The sequence below is a fragment of the Pseudomonas sp. Con_6 genome, assembly GCF_059379395.1.
In genome coordinates, this window is record NZ_CM182011.1 from 1,056,850 (window position 1) to 1,078,029 (window position 21,180).

A 21,180-nucleotide genomic window follows, 5' to 3' on the forward strand; every position below is an offset into this window, starting at 1 on the left:
GTCGTTTTAGTGCCTATCCTGGGCGTGCTCCCACAAATCAGGGCAAGGGCACTAGAATAGAGCCCGTCGCCGTCATTCAGAATTTTCCTATGTCCGATCCAGCCGAATCCCGGCCTCTTGCGAACCTCCCGCTGGAAGAACTGACGGCATGCCATGAGTGCGACCTGTTGATGCGCAAGCCGGTGCTCAAGCGCGATGAAAAGGCTCACTGTCCGCGCTGTGGCTATGAGTTGTACGCCCACCGGCACAATGTCGTCGAGCGCAGCCTTGCTCTTGTCCTGGCAGCGCTCCTGCTCTATGTCCCGGCCAACTTCCTGCCGATCATGCAGCTTCATCTTTTGGGGCAAAGCTCGGACGATACGGTGTGGAGTGGCGTACTCGGCCTTTACGACTCCGGTATGCGGGGCGTCGCCGTAGTGGTGTTTCTTTGCAGCATGGCGATTCCGCTGCTCAAATTGCTCTGTCAGCTGGCCGTATTGCTAAGCATCCGCTGGAATATCGGAAGAAGCTACGGATTGTTGCTCTATCGCATTTATCACCATCTGCGCGACTGGGGCATGCTTGAGGTGTACTTCATGGGCGTGCTGGTAGCTATTGTCAAGCTGGTGGACCTGGCTGAGCTGAGCCTCGGCTTGGGCCTGTTCTGCTTTATCAGCCTGTTGCTGGTCCAGGTGTGGCTGGAAGTGGTGATGTCGCCCCACCAGATCTGGGTGGCGTTGTCGGGAGAAGACCTGCATGCGGGCGATTGATGCCGGAATCCTCATCTGTTGCGAGTGTCACGAGCTCAATCGCAAGGAGCCTGGCGCCAGTTCGCAGACCTGCACCCGCTGCGGCGCCATCGTGCATGATCGGCGGCCGAACAGTCTCGTCCGCACCTGGGCCTTGCTGATTACCGCTGCCATCCTCTATATCCCGGCCAACGTGCTGCCGATCATGACCGTCAGCACCCTCGGCCAGGGCAGCCCGGACACCATCATGTCCGGCGTTATCACCCTGATGAAACACGGGATGCTGCCCATCGCCGCAGTAGTGTTCATTGCCAGTATCCTGGTCCCGACCTTCAAGCTGGTCGGGATCGCCTTGCTGCTCTATTCGGTACAGCGTCACCAGCCTCTGTCCGCGCGCCAGCGCATCCTGATGTACCGCTTCATCGAATTCATCGGGCGCTGGTCGATGCTGGATATCTTTGTTATCGCCATTCTCGTGGCAGTGGTGAATTTCGGCCGCATCGCCAGTGTCGAAGCCAACCTGGGGGCCGTAGCCTTTGCCAGTGTGGTGATACTGACGATGCTCGCAGCAGTAACTTTCGATCCCCGACTGATCTGGGATAACACGGAGTCGGACGACGACCATGAGTGATGATTTGCCTACGGCTAGAACCCGCCCAGCCTCGAACTGGTCGGCCATCTGGATTCTGCCCCTGATTGCGCTGCTGATCGGTGGCTGGCTTGGCTGGCAGGCCTACCGGGAATCCGGTGTGAACATCGAGGTGCGCTTCAAGAGTGGCGAGGGGATCGTCGCCAACAAAACCGAAGTGGTCTACAAGGGTATGCCGGTGGGCAAGGTCAAAAGCCTGGTGCTGGATGACAAAGGTAGCGAGACCGGAGTAATCGCGACTATCGAGATGAATGCCGCCGCTGAACCGCATTTGCGCAAGGGCACCCGCTTCTGGCTGGTCAAGCCGAGTGTGACCCTGGCGGGCATCACTGGCCTGGAAACCCTGGTTTCCGGTAACTACATCGCCGTCAGTCCGGGGGAGGGCGAGCCGACCAAGCATTTCGCAGCCCTGCCGGAAGCGCCGCCGCTATCCGACAGCGAGCCGGGCCTGCACCTGACCCTCAAGGCAGATCGACTGGGCTCGCTCAATCGAGACAGCCCGGTGTTCTACAAGCAGATCCAGGTTGGCCGGGTGAAGAGCTATCGTCTCGCCGAGGACCAGGGCAACGTGGAGATCAAGGTCTTCATCGAGCCGGCATACGCCTCCCTGGTGCGCAAGTACACGCGCTTCTGGAATGCCAGCGGCGTCAGTGTCGACGCCAGCCTGTCCGGGGTGAAGATCCGCAGCGAATCGCTGGCCAGCATCGTCGCCGGCGGTATTGCCTTCGCCACGCCGGAGCACCGCAAGGACAGCCCGCCCACCGACCCGAGCCTGCCGTTCCGCTTGTACGAGGACTTCGACGCGGCGCAGGCCGGCATCCGGGTCAAGGTCAAGCTGAGCGACTTCGAAGGCCTGCAGGCCGGTCGTACGCCGGTCATGTACAAGGGGATCCAGGTCGGTACGCTGAAGGCTCTAAAGGTCGAGTCCGACCTGAATAGCGCGATGGCGGAACTGACCCTGGATCCATTGGCCGAAGACTACCTGGTTCAGGGCACCCAGTTCTGGGTGGTCAAGCCATCGATTTCCCTGGCGGGTATCACTGGTCTGGAAGCGCTGGTCAAAGGTAACTACATCGCCGTGCGCCCCGGTGACAAGGGGGCGGCGCCACAGCGCGAATTCGAAGCCAGGGCCAAGGCGCCGCCCCTCGACCTGAAGGCTCCGGGCCTGCACCTGGTATTGTTCAGCGAGAACCTCGGTTCGCTGGAGGTGGGTAGTCCGATCCTTTACCGGCAAGTGAAGGTCGGTACCGTGCAGAGCTATCAATTTTCCCGCAAGCACCAGAAGCGCCTGCTGATTGGCGTGCATATCGAGCCGGAGTACGCCGGTCTGGTCAACGGATCGACACGTTTCTGGAATGCCAGCGGCATCACCTTGACCGGTGGGCTGTCGGGTATCCAGATCAAGAGCGAGTCGCTGCAGAGCCTGATGGCGGGTGGCATTTCCTTCGATACACCGACGCCGAACGTACCGCTCAAGCGGCGTATTCCCACCTTCCGCCTGAATGAAAGCCAAGAGGCGGCCAACCTCTCGGGTGTTCCCATCACCATAAAGGTGGACGATGCCGATGGCTTGAAGGTGGGTACCCCGATTCGCTTCAGAGGCCTGGATGTTGGCAAGGTTGAAGGTGTCGACCTGAGTGCCGACCTGCAGTCCGTGCTGCTCAAAGCGCGGATCACCGAGGTGCCGGAGCGCATAGCCAGGGTCGGCACACAGTTCTGGGTGGTCAAGCCAGCGTTGGGCATCGTCAAGACCGAGAACCTTGGCACGCTGATCACTGGCCAGTACCTGGAAGTGCAGCCCTCTGCGATCAACAAGGGGCCGCAACGCGATTTCACCGCCTTGCCCGAGGCGCCGGAAGTCATAGGCCCGCCGCAAGGCCTGGCTCTGACTTTGAGTGCGTCGCGCCGCGGCTCGATCAAGGCGGGTGTCCCGGTGACCTACCGCGAGATCCCGGTGGGCAAGGTCACCGGCTTCGAACTGGGTCAGACGGCCGACCGGGTGCTGATCCATATCCTGATCGAGCCACGCTATGCGGCCTTGGTGCGGGGCGGCAGTCGCTTCTGGAACACCAGCGGCTTCGGCTTCGAGTTCGGCTTGATCAAGGGTGCGACCATTCGCACCGAATCCCTTGAGACCCTGATCCAGGGCGGTATTGCCTTCGCCACCCCTGATGGCGAGCAGATGGGCAAGCCGGCTCTGCCGCAGCAGACCTTCGCCTTGTTCGACAAGGCCGAGGAAGACTGGCTGCAGTGGGCGCCGAAGATTCCGATCGGTAAATAAGGAGAAAGCCCGGGTGAGTGATCGCCCGGGCCTTTTTTCTTGATGAAGGTGTCAGCGAGGAATTGCAGGCAATAAAAAACCGACCCTAGGGTCGGTTCTTTAACAGGCTTGTCGCTTAGGCAGCAGCTTTCAGCGCCTTGATGTGGCCATTCAGACGGCCTTTATGGCGAGCAGCCTTGTTCTTGTGGATGATACCCTTGTCGGCCATACGGTCGATTACAGGTACAGCCAGGATGTAAGCAGCTTGCGCTTTTTCGGCGTCTTTTGCGTCGATGGCTTTAACTACATTCTTGATGTAGGTGCGAACCATGGAACGCAGGCTGGCGTTGTGGCTGCGACGCTTCTCAGCCTGTTTTGCACGTTTTTTGGCGGAAGGTGAGTTGGCCACCGTCGAGCTCCTCGAAAGACTTGGTAAATAGCAAACAAAATAGGCCGCGAATCATGCCGATGAGTTGACCGGTTGTCAAGGCCACGAACGGGGTTCCGCCCAGTGGTCAATCTCTCCATCGGGATGATTCCCTTCTGGTGCACGACCTGTAAACTCGGGAGCTTTTGCGCTGCCTGTTTTGCGCGGCGCGCATTATTGCACAACCGAATGACATTCGGCCTGCACTTCATCATACGGCGTGAAAAACTTTCGATGAATCTCCTCAAATCCCTGGCTGCGGTCAGCTCCATCACCATGGTGTCGCGGGTGCTGGGCTTCGTTCGTGACACCATCCTGGCGCGTATCTTCGGTGCCGGGGTGGCCACCGACGCCTTCTTCATCGCCTTCAAACTGCCCAACCTGCTGCGGCGGATCTTTGCCGAGGGTGCGTTTTCCCAGGCCTTCGTGCCGATCCTCGCCGAATACAAGACCCAGCAGGGCGAGGAGGCCACGCGCACCTTCATTGCCTATGTCTCGGGCCTGCTGACCCTGGTCCTGGCACTGGTCACCGCCGTGGGTATCCTCGCCGCGCCCTGGATCGTCTGGGCCACCGCACCGGGTTTCGTCGACAGCGCGGAAAAGTTCCAGCTCACCACCGACCTGCTGCGGGTGACCTTTCCTTATATATTGTTGATCTCGCTGTCGTCCCTGGCCGGCGCCATCCTCAATACCTGGAACCGTTTCTCGGTCCCGGCTTTTGTGCCGACCCTGCTCAACGTCGCGATGATCTTCTTCGCGTTGTTCCTCACTCCCTACTTCGATCCGCCGGTGATGGCCCTCGGCTGGGCGGTACTGGCCGGTGGTCTTTTGCAGCTCGTCTACCAACTGCCGCACCTGAAGAAAATCGGCATGCTCGTACTGCCGCGGGTGAACCTGCGCAACACCGGGGTCTGGCGCGTGCTGAAACAGATGCTGCCGGCGATCCTCGGGGTTTCGGTCAGCCAGATCTCGCTGATCATCAACACTATCTTCGCCTCGTTCCTGGTCGCCGGCTCGGTGTCCTGGATGTACTACGCCGACCGCCTGATGGAACTGCCCTCCGGCGTTCTGGGCGTCGCGCTGGGCACCATCCTCCTGCCGACCTTGGCCAAGACCTACGCCAACAAGGACCGCCAGCAATACTCGCAGATCCTCGACTGGGGCTTGCGCCTGTGCTTCCTCCTGGTGCTGCCGTGTTCCCTGGCCCTGGCAATCCTCTCCGAGCCTTTGACCGTAGCCCTGTTCCAGTACGGCAAATTCAGCGCCTTTGACGCGCAGATGACCCAGCGCGCGCTGATCGCCTACTCGGTGGGTCTTCTCGGCATCATCATGATCAAGGTCCTGGCCCCCGGCTTCTATGCCCAGCAGAACATCCGCACGCCGGTAAAGATCGCGATTTTCACCCTGATCTCGACGCAACTGCTCAACCTGGTGTTCATCGGCCCGCTGCAGCATGCCGGCCTGGCCCTGGCGATCAGCGTCGGCGCCTGCCTGAATGCCGGCCTGCTGTACTGGAAACTGCGCCAGCAGCGCCTGTTCGAGCCGCAGCCGGGCTGGACCGGCTTCCTGTTCAAACTGGTGATCGCGGTACTACTGATGTCCGCCGTGCTGCTGGTCGGTATGCATTTCATGCCGCCATGGGAAGAAGGGCAGATGTTGATGCGCTTCCTGCGCCTCGGTGCCCTGATCGCCGCCGGCGTGGTGACCTATTTCGGCAGCCTGTTCCTGTTTGGCTTCCGTCCCCGGGACTTCGCCCGCAAGGCGCTGCACTGACGGACGGCGCGGGCCGGGCGTCGGTTTTGCACAATCGGCGTCCCGGCATCGCGCTGCTGCCTGTCGTCAGCGCCCGGGTGTGGTTATAATCGACCACTTTATGAGCAAGAAGCGCGTTATGCAGCTGGTTCGAGGCCTTCAAAACCTTCGCCCCCGGCATCGGGGCTGCGTTGCTACTATCGGCAACTTCGACGGAGTTCACCGCGGTCACCAGGCTATCCTGGCGCGTCTGCGTGAGCGAGCGGCGGAGCTGGGCGTACCCAGCTGCGTGGTGATTTTCGAACCACAGCCGCGCGAGTACTTTGCTCCGGAGACCGCTCCGGCACGTCTGGCCCGGCTGCGCGATAAGGTCGCCCTGCTGGCGGCCGAGGGCGTCGACCGGGTCCTGTGCCTGGCCTTCAACCATCGCCTGAGCAAGCTCAGCGCTGACGAGTTTGTCGAGACCATCCTGGTCGACGGCCTCGGCGTGAAGCACCTCGAAGTCGGTGACGACTTCCGCTTCGGCTGCGACCGCCTGGGCGACTTCGCCTTCCTGCAGGACGCAGGCCAGCGCCACGGCTTCACCGTGGAGGCGGCCCAGACTGTCGAGCTGGACGGCCTGCGGGTCAGCAGTACCCAGGTCCGCGACGCCCTGGCCGCAGCGGACTTCGCCTTGGCCGACCGCCTGCTGGGGCGACCGTTCCGCATCCGCGGGCGTGTCCTGCACGGTCAGAAGCTGGCCCGGCAACTGGGCACGCCGACTGCCAACGTACAACTCAAGCGTCGCCGTGTGCCGCTGAGCGGGGTCTACCTGGTCAGCGTGGAGATCGACGGCAAGGACTGGCCGGGTGTCGCCAACATCGGCGTGCGCCCGACTGTTGCCGGTGACGGCAGCGCCCACCTGGAAGTGCATTTGCTGGATTTCGCCGGTGATCTCTATGGCCGGCGCCTGACGGTGGAATTCCACCACAAGCTGCGCGACGAGCAGCGCTTCGCCTCCCTGGAGGCGCTCAAGTCGGCGATCGATGCGGATATCGCCGCCGCACGTGCCCATTGGCACGCTCAACCGCTAACGAAGAGCCTGAAATGACCGACTATAAAGCCACGCTAAACCTTCCGGACACCGCCTTCCCCATGAAGGCCGGCCTGCCACAGCGCGAACCGCAGATCCTGCAGCGCTGGGACAGTATTGGCCTGTACCAGAAGCTGCGCGAAATTGGCAAGGATCGTCCGAAGTTCGTCCTGCACGACGGCCCGCCCTATGCCAACGGCAAGATCCATATCGGTCATGCGCTCAACAAGATCCTCAAGGACATGATCATCCGCTCCAAGACCCTGTCCGGTTTTGACGCACCATACGTCCCGGGCTGGGACTGCCACGGCCTGCCGATCGAGCACAAGGTCGAGGTGACCCACGGCAAGCACCTGACTGCGGACAAGACCCGCGAGCTTTGCCGTGCCTACGCCGCCGAGCAGATCGAAGGTCAGAAGGCCGAGTTCATCCGCCTGGGCGTTCTGGGTGACTGGGACAACCCGTACAAGACCATGAGCTTCGCCAACGAGGCCGGCGAAATCCGTGCCCTGGCCGAGATGGTCAAGCATGGCTTCGTGTTCAAGGGCCTGAAGCCGGTGAACTGGTGCTTCGATTGCGGTTCGGCACTGGCCGAGGCCGAAGTCGAGTACGCCGACAAGAAATCCCAGACCATCGACGTCGCCTTCCGCGTTGCCGACGAAGACAAACTGGCCGCGGCCTTCGGCCTCTCCACACTGGGCAAGCCAGCGTCTATCGTGATCTGGACCACCACCCCGTGGACCATCCCGGCCAACCAGGCGCTGAACATCCATCCTGAGTTCACCTACGCCCTGGTCGACGTCGGCGACAAGCTGCTGGTCCTCGCCGAGGAACTGGTCGAATCCTGCCTGAAGCGTTTCTCGCTGGAAGGTTCGGTGATCGCCACCGCCCCGGGCTCGGCCCTGGAACTGATCAACTTCCGTCACCCGCTGTACGACCGCCTGTCGCCGGTGTACCTGGCCGACTACGTCGAACTGGGCGCCGGTACCGGCGTGGTGCACTCCGCGCCGGCCTACGGTGAGGACGACTTCGTCACCTGCAAGCGCTATGGCATGGTCAACGACGACATCCTGACCCCGGTGCAGAGCAACGGCGTCTATGTCGACTCCCTGGAGTTCTTCGGCGGCCAGTTCATCTGGAAGGCCAACCCGCACATCGTCGACAAGCTGGCCGAAGTCGGCGCGCTGATGTTCACCGAGACCATCAGCCACAGCTACATGCACTGCTGGCGCCACAAGACCCCGCTGATCTACCGCGCCACCGCGCAGTGGTTCGTCGGCATGGACAAGCAGCCGGACAACGGCAACACCCTGCGCGAACGCGCGCTCAAAGCTATCGAAGACACCAGGTTCGTCCCGGCCTGGGGCCAGGCGCGCCTGCACTCGATGATCGCCAACCGTCCCGACTGGTGCATCTCGCGCCAGCGCAACTGGGGCGTGCCGATCCCGTTCTTCCTCAACAAGCAGACTGGCGAGCTGCACCCGCGCACCGTCGAACTGATGGAAGAAGTGGCCAAGCGCGTCGAACAGGAAGGCATCGAGGCCTGGTTCAAGATGGACGCCGCTGAACTGCTCGGTGACGAGGCCGCCCAGTACGACAAGATCGCCGACACCCTCGACGTCTGGTTCGACTCCGGTACCACCCACTGGCACGTGCTGCGTGGCTCGCACAACATCGGCCACGAGACTGGCCCGCGCGCCGACCTGTATCTGGAAGGTTCCGACCAGCACCGCGGCTGGTTCCACTCGTCGCTGCTGACCGGTTGCGCCATCGACAACCACGCGCCGTACCGCGAGCTGCTGACCCACGGTTTCACCGTCGACGAAAACGGCCGCAAGATGTCCAAGTCGCTGGGCAACACCATCGAGCCGCAGAAGGTCAACGACACCCTGGGTGCCGACATCCTGCGTCTGTGGGTGTCCGCCACCGACTACTCCGGCGAGATGGCGGTTTCCGAGCAGATCCTCCAGCGCAGCGCCGATGCCTATCGCCGCATCCGCAACACAGCGCGCTTCCTGCTCTCCAACCTGTCCGGCTTCGACCCGGCCCGTGACTTGCTGCCGGCCGAAGACATGCTGGCCCTGGACCGCTGGGCCGTCGACCGTACCCTGCTGCTGCAGCGCGAGCTGGAAGAGCACTACGGTGAATACCGTTTCTGGAACGTTTACTCGAAGATCCACAACTTCTGCGTGCAGGAGCTGGGTGGCTTCTACCTCGACATCATCAAGGACCGTCAGTACACCACCGGCGCCAACAGCGTCGCACGGCGCTCCTGCCAGACCGCGCTGTACCACATCGCCGAAGCGCTGGTGCGCTGGATCGCGCCGATCCTGTCGTTCACCGCAGACGAGTTGTGGCAGTACCTTCCGGGCGAGCGCAACGAATCGGTGATGCTCAATACCTGGTACCAGGGCCTGACCGAGCTGCCGCAAGGCACCGAGCTGGACCGCGCCTACTGGGACCGCGTGATGGCGGTGAAGACCGCAGTCAACAAGGAACTGGAGAACCAGCGTTCGGCCAAGGCCATCGGTGGCAACCTGCAGGCCGAAGTGACCCTGTTCGCCGACGAGTCTCTGGGCAACGATCTGACCAAGCTGGGCAACGAGCTGCGCTTCGTTCTGATCACCTCCGCCGCCAGCGTTGCGCCGTTCGTCGAAGCGCCGGCCGATGCGGTGGTCACCGAAGTGGCTGGCCTCAAGCTGAAAGTGGTCAAGTCCGGTCACGCCAAGTGCGGCCGTTGCTGGCACTTCCGCGCCGATGTCGGTGTAAACCCGGAGCATCCGGAAATCTGCGGTCGCTGCGTCGACAACATCAGCGGCAATGGCGAGGTGCGTCACTATGCCTAACGTCGCTGCGGGGCGCTTCGGGCGCCTTGCCTGGCTGTGGCTGAGCGTGCTGGTCCTGGTCCTCGACCAGGCCAGCAAGTTTTACTTCGAAGGTTCGCTGAGCCTGTACCAGCAGATCGTGGTCATTCCCGACTACTTCAGCTGGACCCTGGCCTACAACACCGGCGCGGCGTTCAGCTTCCTGGCTGACAGCTCTGGCTGGCAGCGCTGGCTGTTCGCCCTGATTGCCGTGGTGGTCAGCGCAGTGCTGGTGATCTGGCTCAAGCGCCTGGGACGTAATGAAACCTGGCTGGCGATCGCGCTGGCCCTGGTCCTCGGCGGCGCCCTGGGCAACCTGTATGACCGTATCGTTCTCGGCCATGTGATCGACTTCATCCTCGTCCACTGGCAGAACCGCTGGTACTTCCCGGCCTTCAACCTGGCCGACAGCGCCATCTCCGTCGGTGCGGTGATGCTGGCGCTGGATATGTTCAAGAGCAAAAAGTCCGGAGAACCTGTCCATGAGTGACATCCGTATCGGCCAGAACACCGAAGTCACCCTGCACTTCGCGCTGCATCTGGAAAACGGCGATACCGTCGACAGCACCTTCGACAAGGCGCCAGCAGTGTTCAAGGTCGGCGACGGCAACCTCTTGCCCGGTTTCGAGGCGGCGATCTTCGGCTTCAAGGCCGGTGACAAGCGCAACGTCACCGTCGCCCCGGAAAATGCCTTCGGTCAGCCCAACCCGCAGAACGTGCAGATCATGCCACGCTCGCAGTTCCAGGACATGGAGCTGTCCGAAGGGCTGCTGGTCATCTTCAACGATGCGGCCAACGCCGAGCTGCCGGGCGTGGTGAAAGCCTTCGATGATGCCCAGGTGACCGTCGACTTCAACCACCCGCTGGCTGGCAAGACCCTGAGCTTCGAGGTGGAGATCCTCGACGTGAAGGCCCTCTGAGCCGGGAGTTCCTCATGCAGATCAAACTCGCCAACCCCCGTGGCTTCTGTGCCGGCGTGGACCGGGCGATCGAAATCGTCAATCGCGCGCTGGAAGTCTTCGGTCCGCCGATCTACGTCCGCCACGAAGTGGTGCACAACAAGTTCGTCGTCGAAGACCTGCGTGCTCGTGGCGCCATCTTTGTCGAAGAGCTGGACCAGGTGCCGGACGACGTCATCGTCATCTTCAGCGCCCATGGCGTTTCCCAGGCTGTGCGCCAGGAAGCGGCTGGCCGCGGCCTGAAGGTGTTCGACGCCACCTGCCCGCTGGTGACCAAGGTGCATATCGAAGTCGCGCGCTACAGCCGGGATGGCAAGGAATGCATCCTTATCGGCCACGCCGGGCACCCGGAAGTCGAAGGCACCATGGGCCAGTACGACGACAGCAATGGCGGCTCCATCTACCTGGTCGAAGACGAGGAAGATGTCGCCCGTTTGCAAGTGCGCAACCCTGAGAAGCTGGCCTTCGTGACCCAGACCACCCTGTCGATGGACGACACCAGTCGCGTTATTGATGCTCTGCGCGCGCGCTTCCCGAGCATCGGCGGGCCGCGCAAGGACGACATCTGCTACGCCACCCAGAACCGTCAGGACGCGGTCAAGCAACTGGCGGACGAGTGCGACGTGGTGCTGGTGGTCGGCAGTCCGAACAGTTCCAACTCCAACCGCCTGCGCGAGCTGGCGGAGCGTATGTCTACCCCGGCCTACCTGATCGACGGCGCAGAAGACCTGCAACGTGGCTGGTTCGATGGTGTGGAGCGGATCGGTATCACCGCCGGTGCCTCGGCACCGGAAGTGCTGGTACGTGGCGTGATCCAGCAACTGCGCGACTGGGGTGCTGCTGGCGCGGAAGAGCTGGACGGGCGCGAGGAGAATGTCACCTTCTCCATGCCCAAGGAATTGCGCGTACGCACTGTCAGCTGATGTCCCTGTCGCACCGCAGCTGCCTGGGCTGTACGTGGTGCAAGCTGATTCGGCCGCTGGGTGCCACCCGCACGTGAAACAGCCTTTCCTGTCCGGGTGCCCCGCATATCAGCAGGGTCCCGGCCTGGAAGGCCCCTCCATCGCGCAGTGGTACGCCCAGCCCGCTGAAGCGCACTTTCCGCGCTACCGGTTGATTGCCGATCACCCTGATTCCCCCCTTCGTTGAATACTCTCGTAACAACGGCGCCTCCCCCTGTTCCGGCAGCATCTGCCAGCCCTTGCTCCAGTCACCCTCCAATGCTTGCAGCACAACCACCTGGTTACGCAGCAGGGCCTCACTGCGCGTGGCTCTCAGGGCCTGGGCGAGGCTCTCGGCAATGGCCTGCTGTTGCAGGTCGTGGCTCATCTTTTTGTAGGTCGACGTGCCCAGCTGTGTCAGCAAGGTCATCAGGCCCACGGCGAACAGCATCTGGATCAGTGTTACTCCCTGTTGCTTCATCGTGCGTTCCTCCCTGGAAGTGCTTCGCTTAGGTTCCAGTGGCGGCCCGGTGGATGTCGAGTCAGCCGGTTTTGCACAACGTTTCGGGGAAATTTCGCAGGAGGCGGATATGGCAAGGAAGCGGCAGCGGGGGCTGACCCTGATCGAGGTGATGGTGGCGCAGGTGCTGGTAGCGCTCGGGTTGTTGGGGGCGGCAGGTTTGCAATTGCGTTCGGCGCAAGGGACCGACAGCGCGCGGATGGTCAGCCAGGCCGCCTTTATCGCTCATGGCATGCAGGAGCGGGCTCGTTCGAAGCGCGGCGTAAATGGGACGGATGAAATCGAGTTTCAACGGCAGGTTGAGGCCTTCGCTGGCGCTTCGGGGCGAGGCGTGGTGCGTGGAAATGGCGTGTTGGTGAGCTGGAGCGATAAGCGCGGAGAGGGCGGGGAGCGCTCACTCGAACTGGGAGCATCACGATGAGATCGGCCGCCGGATTCAGCCTGATCGAAGTGCTGCTCGCCATGAGCCTGGGCTTGCTGCTGTTGCTGGCCGGCAGCCGGGTGTTCATCGGTGCCTTGCACAGTTGGAAAGTACAGGAGGTGGCCGCACGGTTGCAGGAGGATGCGCGCTTCGTGCTGCATCGCATCGCCGGGGACATTCGCATGTCGGGAATGTTTGGTTGCTTGCGCCTGGAGGCCGGTAACTTTCCCGATGCTGCTACCGCATTGCTGTTCAAGCAGCCGTTCAGGCTTGAGCGGACAAAGGATGGGGGATTGCAAGGCCTGACCTTGATCGGTGCCCAATGGGGGGAGCTGGCGGGCGCTCCGGACTGGACGCTGGTGACCGATTGCCGGACTGAGGCCGTTGTCGCCCATAAGCGCGCAAGTCCTGGTCCTGGTCAGTTCGCGATCCCCATCCGGCAACAGGTCTATCGATTCGTTGACCGCAGCCTGCGACTCGGCAGTGCGGGCGGCAATGCAGTGCTGGTCGACAACGTCGGTGGTTTCGATGTTCGCCGGGATGATGATCGAGTGATGCTCAGCCTTACGCTGGAAGACCCCGAGAAGCGTGTACGACCGCAAACCTATGAACTGACGGCAGTGCTACGCAATGGCCAATGACCGACGACGGCAGCATGGTGCCGTGCTGGTGCTGACCATGGTCCTGTTGGTACTGCTGGGCATCCTCGGCCTGCTGGCGATGCAGGCCAGCATTCAGCAGACTCGCATGGCCGGTAACCTCCTGGCCTCGTTGCAGGCCTTCGAAACGGCAGAACATGTACTGCGTACCGCCGAAAACCATCTTCCTGGTACGACGCCGCCCGGCTGGCACCTGTTGGGCGCGGGACGCTACCAGATCGAAGACCTCGGCCAGACCCGCAAGGCCGTGAGCATACCCAAGGACCAGGTAGTCACCCTGCTGCGCATCACCGCCATCGGCGAGGCACGGCAGGCCCGCATCACCTTGCAAAGCGTGGTGGCCTGGCCGCTCTTGCCGGACGGCGGACCCGCCCGCCGCCTCTTCTGGCGCCAACTATCGGAGGAACCTTGATGCAGCGCACACAGAGCGGCCTGAGCCTGATCGAAGTGTTGATTGTCGCCGCGCTGGTCGGCATGCTGGCGAGCATTGCCTACCCCAGCTACAGCGAAATGGTCCGCAAGGCCGCGCGCACGGAAATAGCCGGGATCCTGTACGAAAGCGCGCAGCACCTGGAGCAGCATCATTCCCGGACCGGTCGCTACCTCGACTCCGACGCGGCGAGCGTCTTGTTGCCGGATGGAAATGCCCATTACAGCCTGCATGCCCGGCGCGAAGCCGACAGCTACCTGCTGAGCGCCAACCGGCGCCCGGGTGGTGTCATGGCCTTCGATGCCTGCGGCGACTTCGAACTCGATCATCGTGGCGTCAGGTCCAATCCGGGCGGCAGCACGGATGCCGGTGCCTGCTGGGGCGGTTGAAGTCATTTATTCGGGTACTGGATCTACAGATGACCAAGCAAGTAGTGATTGTGGGGGGCGGGGTGATTGGCCTGCTGACGGCGTTCAACCTGGCAGCGAACGTCGATCGGGTGATCGTCTGCGACAAGGGCGAGCTGGGTGGGGAATCGTCCTGGGCCGGTGGTGGTATTGTCTCGCCGCTCTATCCGTGGCGCTACAGTCCGGCAGTGACCGCTCTGGCGCACTGGTCGCAGGATTTCTATCCACAACTGGGTGATCGACTGCATGCCAGCACCAGCATCGACCCGCAGGTACATGTCACTGGCCTGTACTGGCTGGACCTGGATGACGAAGCCGAGGCCCTGGCCTGGGCGCAGCGCGAGGGGCGGCCGCTGAGCAAGGTAGCGGTGTCCGAAGCCTATGCCGCGGTGCCCGTTCTGGGGCCGGGTTTCGCCAGCGCGGTGTATATGGCGGGGGTTGCAAATGTGCGCAATCCGCGGCTGCTGAAGTCGCTCAAGGCCGCGTTGCAGGCGCTGCCCAATGTCACCCTCAAGGAGCATTGCGGTATCACCGGTTTCATCCGCGAAGGCGAACGTATTGCCGGGGTGCAGACGGTCGACGGCGCGATTCCTGCCGATGACGTGGTGCTGACGGCTGGGGCCTGGAGTGGCGACCTGCTGCGCCCGCTTGGCTTCAAACTGCCGGTGGAGCCGGTCAAGGGCCAGATGATTCTGTTCAAATGCGCTGAGGATTTCCTGCCGAGCATGGTCCTGGCCAAAGGCCGCTATGCGATTCCGCGCCGCGACGGGCATATCCTCGTGGGTAGTACTCTGGAGTACGCCGGCTACGACAAGACGCCGACCGACGAAGCCTTGGCCAGCCTGCGTGCTTCGGCGGTCGAGTTGCTACCGGCGCTGGCCGATGCCACGCTCGTGGGGCATTGGGCGGGCCTGCGCCCGGGCTCGCCGGAAGGTGTGCCGTACATCGGTCGTGTGCCGGGTTGTGAAGGGCTATGGCTGAACTGCGGGCACTACCGCAACGGCCTGGTGCTGGCACCAGCGTCCTGCCAGTTGTTCGCCGACCTGATCAACGGTCGTGCGCCGATCATCGATCCGGCGCCCTATGCGCCAGCGGGACGTTTGCAAGCCCAGTGAAGCGAAGGACCTCAGCGCTTGTCGCTGGGGCCTTGTTCCAGATGAGCCGTGCTGCAATACCACTCGTTGCCACGGTGCAGGGCGCGGTCATTGGGCAGGTGCACGCCGCAATGGGCGCAACGCACCATCTTCAGCGTGGTGTCCTGGGAAGCATTGGAGGAAGAGGCGGCATTGCCAGCCTTGAACTTGCGCCACAGCCAGAACGCGGCGGCGATCAGGGCGATCCAGAAAAGTAGGCGAACCATGGTGTCCAGCTTATTTCGACGAAGATGCGCCAGTGTAGAAGAGCCACCAGGCGCGGCCAATAAAAAAGGGAAGCCCAAGCTTCCCTTTTTTATATTCCGTTGCGATCAGTCAAACACGCCGAAGGTCATGTAGCTGAACCAGGAACGGTCATCGTTGTTGCCGGCGGCTTCGTGATGATCTTCCTGGACGGCGTCGCCGTCTTTCGGTAGCAGATCTTCAGGAATGGCTTCCTTGGCGTCTTCGTATTGCTTGATCACGTCCTGGTTGGCGCGGGTCTCACCCGGCGGCAGAGGCGTGGCGGTGTTGATCAGGCCGAGGGTAGCCTTGGACAGCCAGCCGCGGTTGTCGGCTTCTTCCTGGCGAGGCACGAACTGGCCATCGACCAGGCTCGGGTGGTTCGGGTAGTTCAGCTTCAGGGTTTCCAGGCTGGTGGCTGCCAGGTCGTCCAGATGCATGCGCTGGTAGGCCTCGGTCATCACCGCCAGGCCGTCACCGACCGATGGGGTTTCCTGGAAGTTCTCCACCACGTAGCGACCACGGTTGGCTGCTGCGACGTAGGCCTGGCGGGTCAGGTAGTAGTCGGCGACGTGAATCTCGTAGGAGGCCAGCAGGTTGCGCAGGTAGATCATGCGCTGCTTGGCATCCGGTGCGTAGCGGCTGTTCGGGAAGCGGCTGGTCAACTGGGCGAACTCGTTGTAGGAGTCGCGGGCGGCACCCGGGTCACGCTTGGTCATGTCCAGCGGCAGGAAGCGCGCCAGCAAGCCGCGGTCCTGGTCGAAGGAGGTCAGGCCCTTAAGGTAGTAGGCGTAGTCGACGTTCGGGTGCTGCGGGTGCAGGCGAATGAAACGCTCGGCGGCGGACTTGGCGGCCTCCGGCTCGGCATTCTTGTAGTTCGCGAAGATCAGTTCCAGCTGCGCCTGATCGGCGTAGCGACCGAATGGATAGCGCGACTCCAGGGCCTTCAGCTTGGCTGTGGCGCTGGTGTAGCTGTGGTTGTCCAGGTCGGCCTGCGCCTGCTGGTACAGCTCGGCTTCGCTCAGGTTTTCGTCGACGACTTCCTTCGAAGAACAAGCAGCGGTGAGTCCGAGGATGGCGATCAGCAGCAGGTGTTTCACTTGCATGGCGGCTTGCGTCCCTATGACGGCCGCTGTCTTGGGCACGGCCGTCCTGTTATGATGAGCACCCCGCGGCGCACACCCGGGGTAAAAGACGCCGTATTTAACCACAAGCGCGCAGCCGAAACCAAAGGCTGTGCCGTCGCCTTGTCAGAGCATGTCCGAGATCATTCAACTTAGCGCAGAGGTGCCGTCCGAAATGGGCGGTCAACGCCTCGATCAGGTCGCCGCCCAACTCTTCGCCGAGCACTCGCGCTCGCGCCTTTCCGCCTGGATCAAAGAAGGCCAGCTGACCGTGGACGGCAACGTCATGCGGCCGCGGGACATCGTCCACGGCGGCGCCGTGCTGGCGCTGGAAGCCGAGCAGGAGGCCCAGGGCGAGTGGGTTGCCCAGGACATCGAACTGGACATCGTCTACGAGGACGACCAGATCCTGGTGATCAACAAGCCCGCCGGGCTGGTGGTCCACCCGGCGGCAGGCCATGCCGATGGCACCTTGCTCAATGCCTTGCTGCATCACGTGCCGGACATCGTCAATGTCCCGCGCGCCGGCATCGTCCATCGCCTCGACAAGGACACCACCGGTCTGATGGTGGTGGCCAAGACCCTGCAGGCGCAGACCAGCCTGGTCGCCCAGTTGCAGAGCCGCAGCGTCAGCCGCGTCTATGAATGCATCGTGGTCGGCGTGGTCACCGCAGGCGGCAAGATCGACGCAGCGATCGGTCGTCACGGCGGCCAGCGCCAGCGCATGGCGGTGACAGAGGGCGGCAAGCCGGCGGTCAGTCACTATCGCGTGCTCGAGCGCTTCCGCTCCCATACCCACGTGCGGGTCAAGCTGGAAACCGGGCGTACCCACCAGATTCGCGTGCACATGGCCCACGTCAACTTCCCGCTGGTCGGCGATCCTGTCTACGGTGGTCGCTTCCGCATTCCACCTGCGGCCAGTCCGACGATGGTCGAGGCAGTCAAGACCTTCCCGCGCCAGGCCCTGCATGCGCGCTTCCTGGAACTGGAGCATCCGGTGACCGGACAACGCATGAAATGGCAATCGCCGCTGCCGGATGACTTCGTCTGGCTGCTGTCGCTGCTCAAGCAGGACCGCGAGGCCTTCATCGGATGAGCGACCTGACCCCCAGCCTGCTGATCCCGGACTGGCCCGCGCCAGCCGGGGTACGTGCCTGCGTGACCACGCGGGCGGGCGGGGTCAGTCATGCTCCCTACGACAGCTTCAACCTCGGTGATCATGTCGGCGATGCGCCGGACGCGGTAGCCGAGAATCGCCGGCGCCTGACCGCCGAATGCACCGCCCGGCCGGCCTGGCTCAAGCAGGTACATGGCCTGGACGTGGCCTATGCCGATCCCGAGGTCATCGCCGAAGCCGACGCTAGCTGGACCGATACCCCTGGCATCGCCTGCACCGTGATGACCGCCGATTGCCTGCCTGCGCTGTTCTGCGACCGTGCCGGTACCCGCGTCGCCGCAGCCCATGCGGGCTGGCGCGGCTTGGTAGGCGGGGTGCTGGAAGCGACCCTGGATACCCTGGCGCTCGATCCGGCCGACGTGCTGGTCTGGCTTGGCCCGGCCATCGGCCCGCAGGCCTTCGAGGTCGGCGCCGAGGTCCGTGACGCCTTCATTGCCGTTCATCCGCAAGCCGATGCCGCCTTCGTGCCAGGCGTGCAACCGGGCAAGTTCATCGCCGACATCTATGCCCTGGCGCGCATCCGCCTCGCCGCGCGTGGTGTCACGGCTGTCTACGGCGGTGGCGACTGCACCGTGACCGACCCTCGCTTCTTCTCCTACCGCCGGGCTTCAACCACCGGCCGCTTCGCTTCGCTGATCTGGCTTGCGCCCCGCTGACCTGGATCAAGCCAGCTACGCTTGAAACTTCCAGAATCATCCGCATCTAGTGTGGTATCTCAGGCAGGCTTCTCTTCATCAGGTGTGTCCATCGCTCCGGCCTGCCCTTTAAAGGAAGGTAACTCATGCGTATAGACCGTTTGACCAGCAAGTTACAGCTGGCGTTATCCGATTCCCAATCCTTGGCCGTGGGCATGGATCATCCGGCCATCGAGCCCGCGCACCTCTTGCAGGCGCTCATCGATCAGCAGGGCGGCTCGATCAAGCCGCTGCTGATGCAGGTCGGCTTCGATGTTCCCAGCCTGCGCACCGCGCTGGGCAAGGAGCTCGACCAGCTACCGAAAATCCAGAACCCCACCGGCGACGTCAATATGTCGCAGGACCTTGCACGCCTGCTCAACCAGGCCGACCGCCTGGCCCAGCAGAAGGGCGACCAGTTCATTTCCAGTGAACTGGTGCTGCTCGCCGCCATGGACGAGAACAGCAAGCTGGGCAAGTTGCTGCTCGGCCAGGGCGTGACCAAGAAGGCCCTGGAGAATGCCATCAGCAACCTGCGTGGCGGCGAGGCGGTGAATGACCCCAACGCCGAGGAGTCGCGCCAGGCCCTGGACAAGTACACCATCGACCTGACCAAGCGCGCGGAGGAAGGCAAGCTCGACCCGGTGATCGGCCGTGACGACGAGATCCGCCGCACCGTGCAGGTCCTGCAACGGCGGACCAAGAACAACCCGGTGCTGATCGGTGAGCCTGGCGTGGGCAAGACCGCCATCGCCGAAGGCCTGGCCCAGCGCATCATCAATGGCGAAGTGCCGGATGGCCTGAAAGGCAAGCGCCTGCTGTCCCTGGACATGGGCGCGCTGATCGCTGGCGCCAAGTTCCGCGGTGAGTTCGAGGAACGCCTCAAGGCGCTGCTTAACGAGCTTTCGAAGCAGGAAGGGCAGATCATCCTGTTCATCGACGAACTGCACACCATGGTCGGCGCCGGCAAGGGCGAGGGCTCCATGGATGCTGGCAACATGCTCAAGCCGGCTCTGGCCCGTGGCGAGCTGCATTGCGTCGGTGCCACCACGCTGAACGAATACCGCCAGTACATCGAGAAGGACGCGGCCCTGGAGCGGCGTTTCCAGAAGGTATTGGTAGAGGAGCCGAGCGAGGAGGACACCATCGCGATCCTCCGCGGCCTGAAGGAGCGCTACGAGGTACACCACAAGGTGGCGATTACCGACGGCGCGATCATTGCCGCGGCCAAGCTCAGCCACCGCTATATCACTGACCGCCAACTGCCGGACAAGGCCATCGACCTGATCGACGAGGCCGCCAGTCGCATCCGCATGGAGATCGACTCCAAGCCGGAAGTGCTCGACCGCCTGGAGCGTCGCCTGATCCAGCTCAAGGTGGAGTCCCAGGCGCTGAAGAAGGAAGACGACGAAGCGGCGATCAAGCGTCTGGAGAAGCTCACCGAGGAAATCGCTCGCCTGGAGCGTGAATACGCTGACCTGGAAGAGGTGTGGACCTCTGAGAAAGCCGAAGTGCAGGGCTCGGCGCAGATCCAGCAGAAGATCGAACAGGCGCGCCAGGAGCTGGAGTCCGCCCGGCGCAAAGGCGACCTCAGCCGCATGGCCGAGCTGCAATATGGGGTGATCCCGGACCTGGAGCGCAGCCTGCAGATGGTCGACCAGCATGGCAAGTCGGAAAACCAGCTGCTGCGCAACAAGGTCACCGAGGAAGAAATCGCCGAAGTGGTGTCGAAGTGGACCGGTATCCCGGTGGCCAAGATGCTCGAAGGCGAGCGGGAAAAGCTGCTGAAGATGGAAAGCCTGTTGCACGAGCGGGTGATCGGCCAGGAAGAAGCCGTGGTGGCCGTGGCCAACGCGGTACGGCGTTCTCGCGCCGGGCTGTCCGACCCGAACCGGCCGAGCGGCTCGTTCCTCTTCCTCGGCCCGACCGGTGTCGGCAAGACCGAGCTGTGCAAGGCACTGGCGGAGTTCCTTTTCGATACCGAGGAGGCCATGGTGCGCATCGACATGTCCGAGTTCATGGAGAAACACTCCGTGGCACGCCTGATCGGTGCACCACCAGGCTATGTCGGCTATGAAGAGGGCGGCTACCTGACCGAGGCCGTGCGGCGCAAACCTTACTCGGTGGTGCTGCTGGACGAGGTGGAAAAGGCTCATCCGGATGTGTTCAACGTGCTGTTGCAGGTGCTGGAAGACGGCCGTCTGACCGACAGCCATGGGCGTACCGTGGACTTCCGCAATACAGTGATCGTCATGACCTCGAACCTCGGTTCGGCACAGATCCAGGACCTGGTGGGCGACCGCGAGGCGCAGCGCGCCGCAGTGATGGACGCGGTGGGCTCGCATTTCCGGCCTGAATTCATCAACCGGATCGACGAAGTGGTGGTGTTCGAACCCTTGGGTCGCGAGCAGATCGCCGGTATCACGCAGATCCAGCTCGGCCGCCTGCGCAGCCGCCTGGCTGAGCGCGAGCTGAGCCTGGAGCTGAGCCCGGAAGCGCTCGACAAGCTGATCGCTGTCGGTTACGACCCGGTCTATGGTGCACGGCCGCTGAAACGGGCGATCCAGCGCTGGATCGAGAACCCGCTGGCGCAACTGATCCTGAGTGGTCGCTTCCTGCCGGGTACCTCGATCACGGCGAAGGTGGAAGGCGAGGACATCGTGTTCGCTTGAGTTTTCGCCAGTGAAATCAAGGCCTCGACATTCGAGGCCTTTTTTTCTTTGCATTTTCTGTCGAGTGC

21 protein-coding genes are annotated in these 21,180 nt (G+C 62.8%); 17 read left to right on the forward strand and 4 right to left on the reverse strand.

All coding sequences use genetic code 11. From position 1 onward, the window contains the following. Positions 1-89: 89 nt before the first annotated feature. Genes AC5QPF_RS04890 through AC5QPF_RS04900 form a run of 3 tightly spaced genes read left to right on the forward strand, consistent with a single transcriptional unit; the run spans position 90 to position 3,658 of the window. Entirely contained in the window at positions 90-749 is a 660-nt protein-coding gene (locus tag AC5QPF_RS04890) for a paraquat-inducible protein A (RefSeq protein WP_494962248.1), read from the forward strand. Further along, entirely contained in the window at positions 736-1,359 is a 624-nt protein-coding gene (locus AC5QPF_RS04895) for a paraquat-inducible protein A (protein ID WP_494962249.1), read from the forward strand. The genes AC5QPF_RS04890 and AC5QPF_RS04895 overlap by 14 nt, the downstream gene beginning before the upstream one ends. Next, positions 1,352-3,658, forward strand: a complete 2,307-nt coding sequence (locus AC5QPF_RS04900; protein WP_494962250.1) for an MlaD family protein — start codon at positions 1,352-1,354, stop codon at positions 3,656-3,658. The genes AC5QPF_RS04895 and AC5QPF_RS04900 overlap by 8 nt, the downstream gene beginning before the upstream one ends. A gap of 115 nt (positions 3,659-3,773) precedes the next feature. On the opposite strand, the gene rpsT is transcribed toward AC5QPF_RS04900, so the two are convergent. Beyond that, positions 3,774-4,046, reverse strand: coding sequence for a 30S ribosomal protein S20 (gene rpsT, locus AC5QPF_RS04905; protein WP_009403531.1), 273 nt, complete (start codon positions 4,044-4,046; stop codon positions 3,774-3,776). A 252-nt stretch (positions 4,047-4,298) separates the two neighbouring features. On the opposite strand from rpsT, the gene murJ reads away from it, so the two are divergent. From murJ to ispH, 6 genes are all read left to right on the forward strand, one after another. Next, positions 4,299-5,837 carry a murein biosynthesis integral membrane protein MurJ gene (murJ, locus tag AC5QPF_RS04910; protein ID WP_494962251.1) on the forward strand — a complete coding sequence of 513 codons (1,539 nt, stop codon included), beginning with the start codon at positions 4,299-4,301 and terminating at the stop codon, positions 5,835-5,837. Positions 5,838-5,955: 118 nt separating this feature from the next. After that, entirely contained in the window at positions 5,956-6,906 is a 951-nt protein-coding gene (gene ribF / locus AC5QPF_RS04915) for a bifunctional riboflavin kinase/FAD synthetase (protein ID WP_494962252.1), read from the forward strand. Next, complete coding sequence (gene ileS / locus AC5QPF_RS04920) at positions 6,903-9,734, forward strand: isoleucine--tRNA ligase (RefSeq protein WP_494962253.1); 2,832 nt, start codon at positions 6,903-6,905, stop codon at positions 9,732-9,734. The genes ribF and ileS overlap by 4 nt, the downstream gene beginning before the upstream one ends. After that, on the forward strand, positions 9,727-10,242 hold the full coding sequence (gene lspA / locus AC5QPF_RS04925; protein ID WP_494962254.1) for a signal peptidase II: 516 nt from the start codon (positions 9,727-9,729) through the stop codon (positions 10,240-10,242). Before ileS ends, lspA begins: the two co-directional genes overlap by 8 nt. Next, complete coding sequence (gene fkpB / locus AC5QPF_RS04930) at positions 10,235-10,672, forward strand: FKBP-type peptidyl-prolyl cis-trans isomerase (RefSeq protein ID WP_330078190.1); 438 nt, start codon at positions 10,235-10,237, stop codon at positions 10,670-10,672. Before lspA ends, fkpB begins: the two co-directional genes overlap by 8 nt. Before the next feature lie 14 nt (positions 10,673-10,686). After that, positions 10,687-11,634 (forward strand): 4-hydroxy-3-methylbut-2-enyl diphosphate reductase, encoded by a 948-nt coding sequence (ispH, locus tag AC5QPF_RS04935; RefSeq protein ID WP_494962255.1) that lies wholly within the window; start codon positions 10,687-10,689, stop codon positions 11,632-11,634. Here ispH and AC5QPF_RS04940 read toward each other — a convergent pair. Continuing rightward, positions 11,627-12,133 carry a GspH/FimT family pseudopilin gene (locus AC5QPF_RS04940; RefSeq protein ID WP_494962256.1) on the reverse strand — a complete coding sequence of 169 codons (507 nt, stop codon included), beginning with the start codon at positions 12,131-12,133 and terminating at the stop codon, positions 11,627-11,629. The genes ispH and AC5QPF_RS04940 overlap by 8 nt on opposite strands. Before the next feature lies 1 nt (position 12,134). Between AC5QPF_RS04940 and pilV the strand changes: the two genes are divergently transcribed. From pilV to thiO, 5 genes are read left to right on the forward strand one after another with little or no spacing between them, the layout of a single operon-like run. After that, complete coding sequence (gene pilV / locus AC5QPF_RS04945; protein ID WP_494962257.1) at positions 12,135-12,593, forward strand: type IV pilus modification protein PilV; 459 nt, start codon at positions 12,135-12,137, stop codon at positions 12,591-12,593. Then, a complete protein-coding gene (locus AC5QPF_RS04950) occupies positions 12,590-13,234 on the forward strand; it encodes a prepilin-type N-terminal cleavage/methylation domain-containing protein (RefSeq protein WP_494962258.1) in 645 nt (214 codons plus the stop codon). Before pilV ends, AC5QPF_RS04950 begins: the two co-directional genes overlap by 4 nt. After that, positions 13,224-13,664, forward strand: a complete 441-nt coding sequence (locus AC5QPF_RS04955) for a PilX N-terminal domain-containing pilus assembly protein (protein ID WP_494962259.1) — start codon at positions 13,224-13,226, stop codon at positions 13,662-13,664. Before AC5QPF_RS04950 ends, AC5QPF_RS04955 begins: the two co-directional genes overlap by 11 nt. Continuing rightward, positions 13,664-14,071: a type IV pilin protein gene (locus tag AC5QPF_RS04960; protein ID WP_494962260.1), complete on the forward strand. Its 408-nt coding sequence runs from the start codon at positions 13,664-13,666 to the stop codon at positions 14,069-14,071. The genes AC5QPF_RS04955 and AC5QPF_RS04960 overlap by 1 nt, the downstream gene beginning before the upstream one ends. A gap of 29 nt (positions 14,072-14,100) precedes the next feature. Further along, a complete protein-coding gene (gene thiO, locus AC5QPF_RS04965) occupies positions 14,101-15,204 on the forward strand; it encodes a glycine oxidase ThiO (RefSeq protein WP_494962261.1) in 1,104 nt (367 codons plus the stop codon). A gap of 11 nt (positions 15,205-15,215) precedes the next feature. Here thiO and AC5QPF_RS04970 read toward each other — a convergent pair whose 3' ends face one another. Together AC5QPF_RS04970 and AC5QPF_RS04975 are read right to left on the reverse strand one after the other, a co-directional pair. Continuing rightward, positions 15,216-15,449 carry a PP0621 family protein gene (locus AC5QPF_RS04970; RefSeq protein WP_494962262.1) on the reverse strand — a complete coding sequence of 78 codons (234 nt, stop codon included), beginning with the start codon at positions 15,447-15,449 and terminating at the stop codon, positions 15,216-15,218. Positions 15,450-15,554: 105 nt separating this feature from the next. Further along, entirely contained in the window at positions 15,555-16,571 is a 1,017-nt protein-coding gene (locus AC5QPF_RS04975; protein ID WP_494962263.1) for an outer membrane protein assembly factor BamD, read from the reverse strand. 151 nt (positions 16,572-16,722) lie between these two features. On the opposite strand from AC5QPF_RS04975, the gene rluD reads away from it, so the two are divergent. From rluD to clpB, 3 genes are all read left to right on the forward strand, one after another. Beyond that, complete coding sequence (rluD, locus tag AC5QPF_RS04980) at positions 16,723-17,685, forward strand: 23S rRNA pseudouridine(1911/1915/1917) synthase RluD (protein ID WP_494962264.1); 963 nt, start codon at positions 16,723-16,725, stop codon at positions 17,683-17,685. Then, complete coding sequence (gene pgeF, locus AC5QPF_RS04985; protein ID WP_494962265.1) at positions 17,682-18,422, forward strand: peptidoglycan editing factor PgeF; 741 nt, start codon at positions 17,682-17,684, stop codon at positions 18,420-18,422. The genes rluD and pgeF overlap by 4 nt, the downstream gene beginning before the upstream one ends. 125 nt (positions 18,423-18,547) lie before the next feature. Further along, positions 18,548-21,112, forward strand: coding sequence for an ATP-dependent chaperone ClpB (gene clpB, locus AC5QPF_RS04990; RefSeq protein WP_494962266.1), 2,565 nt, complete (start codon positions 18,548-18,550; stop codon positions 21,110-21,112). Positions 21,113-21,180: the final 68 nt, after the last annotated feature.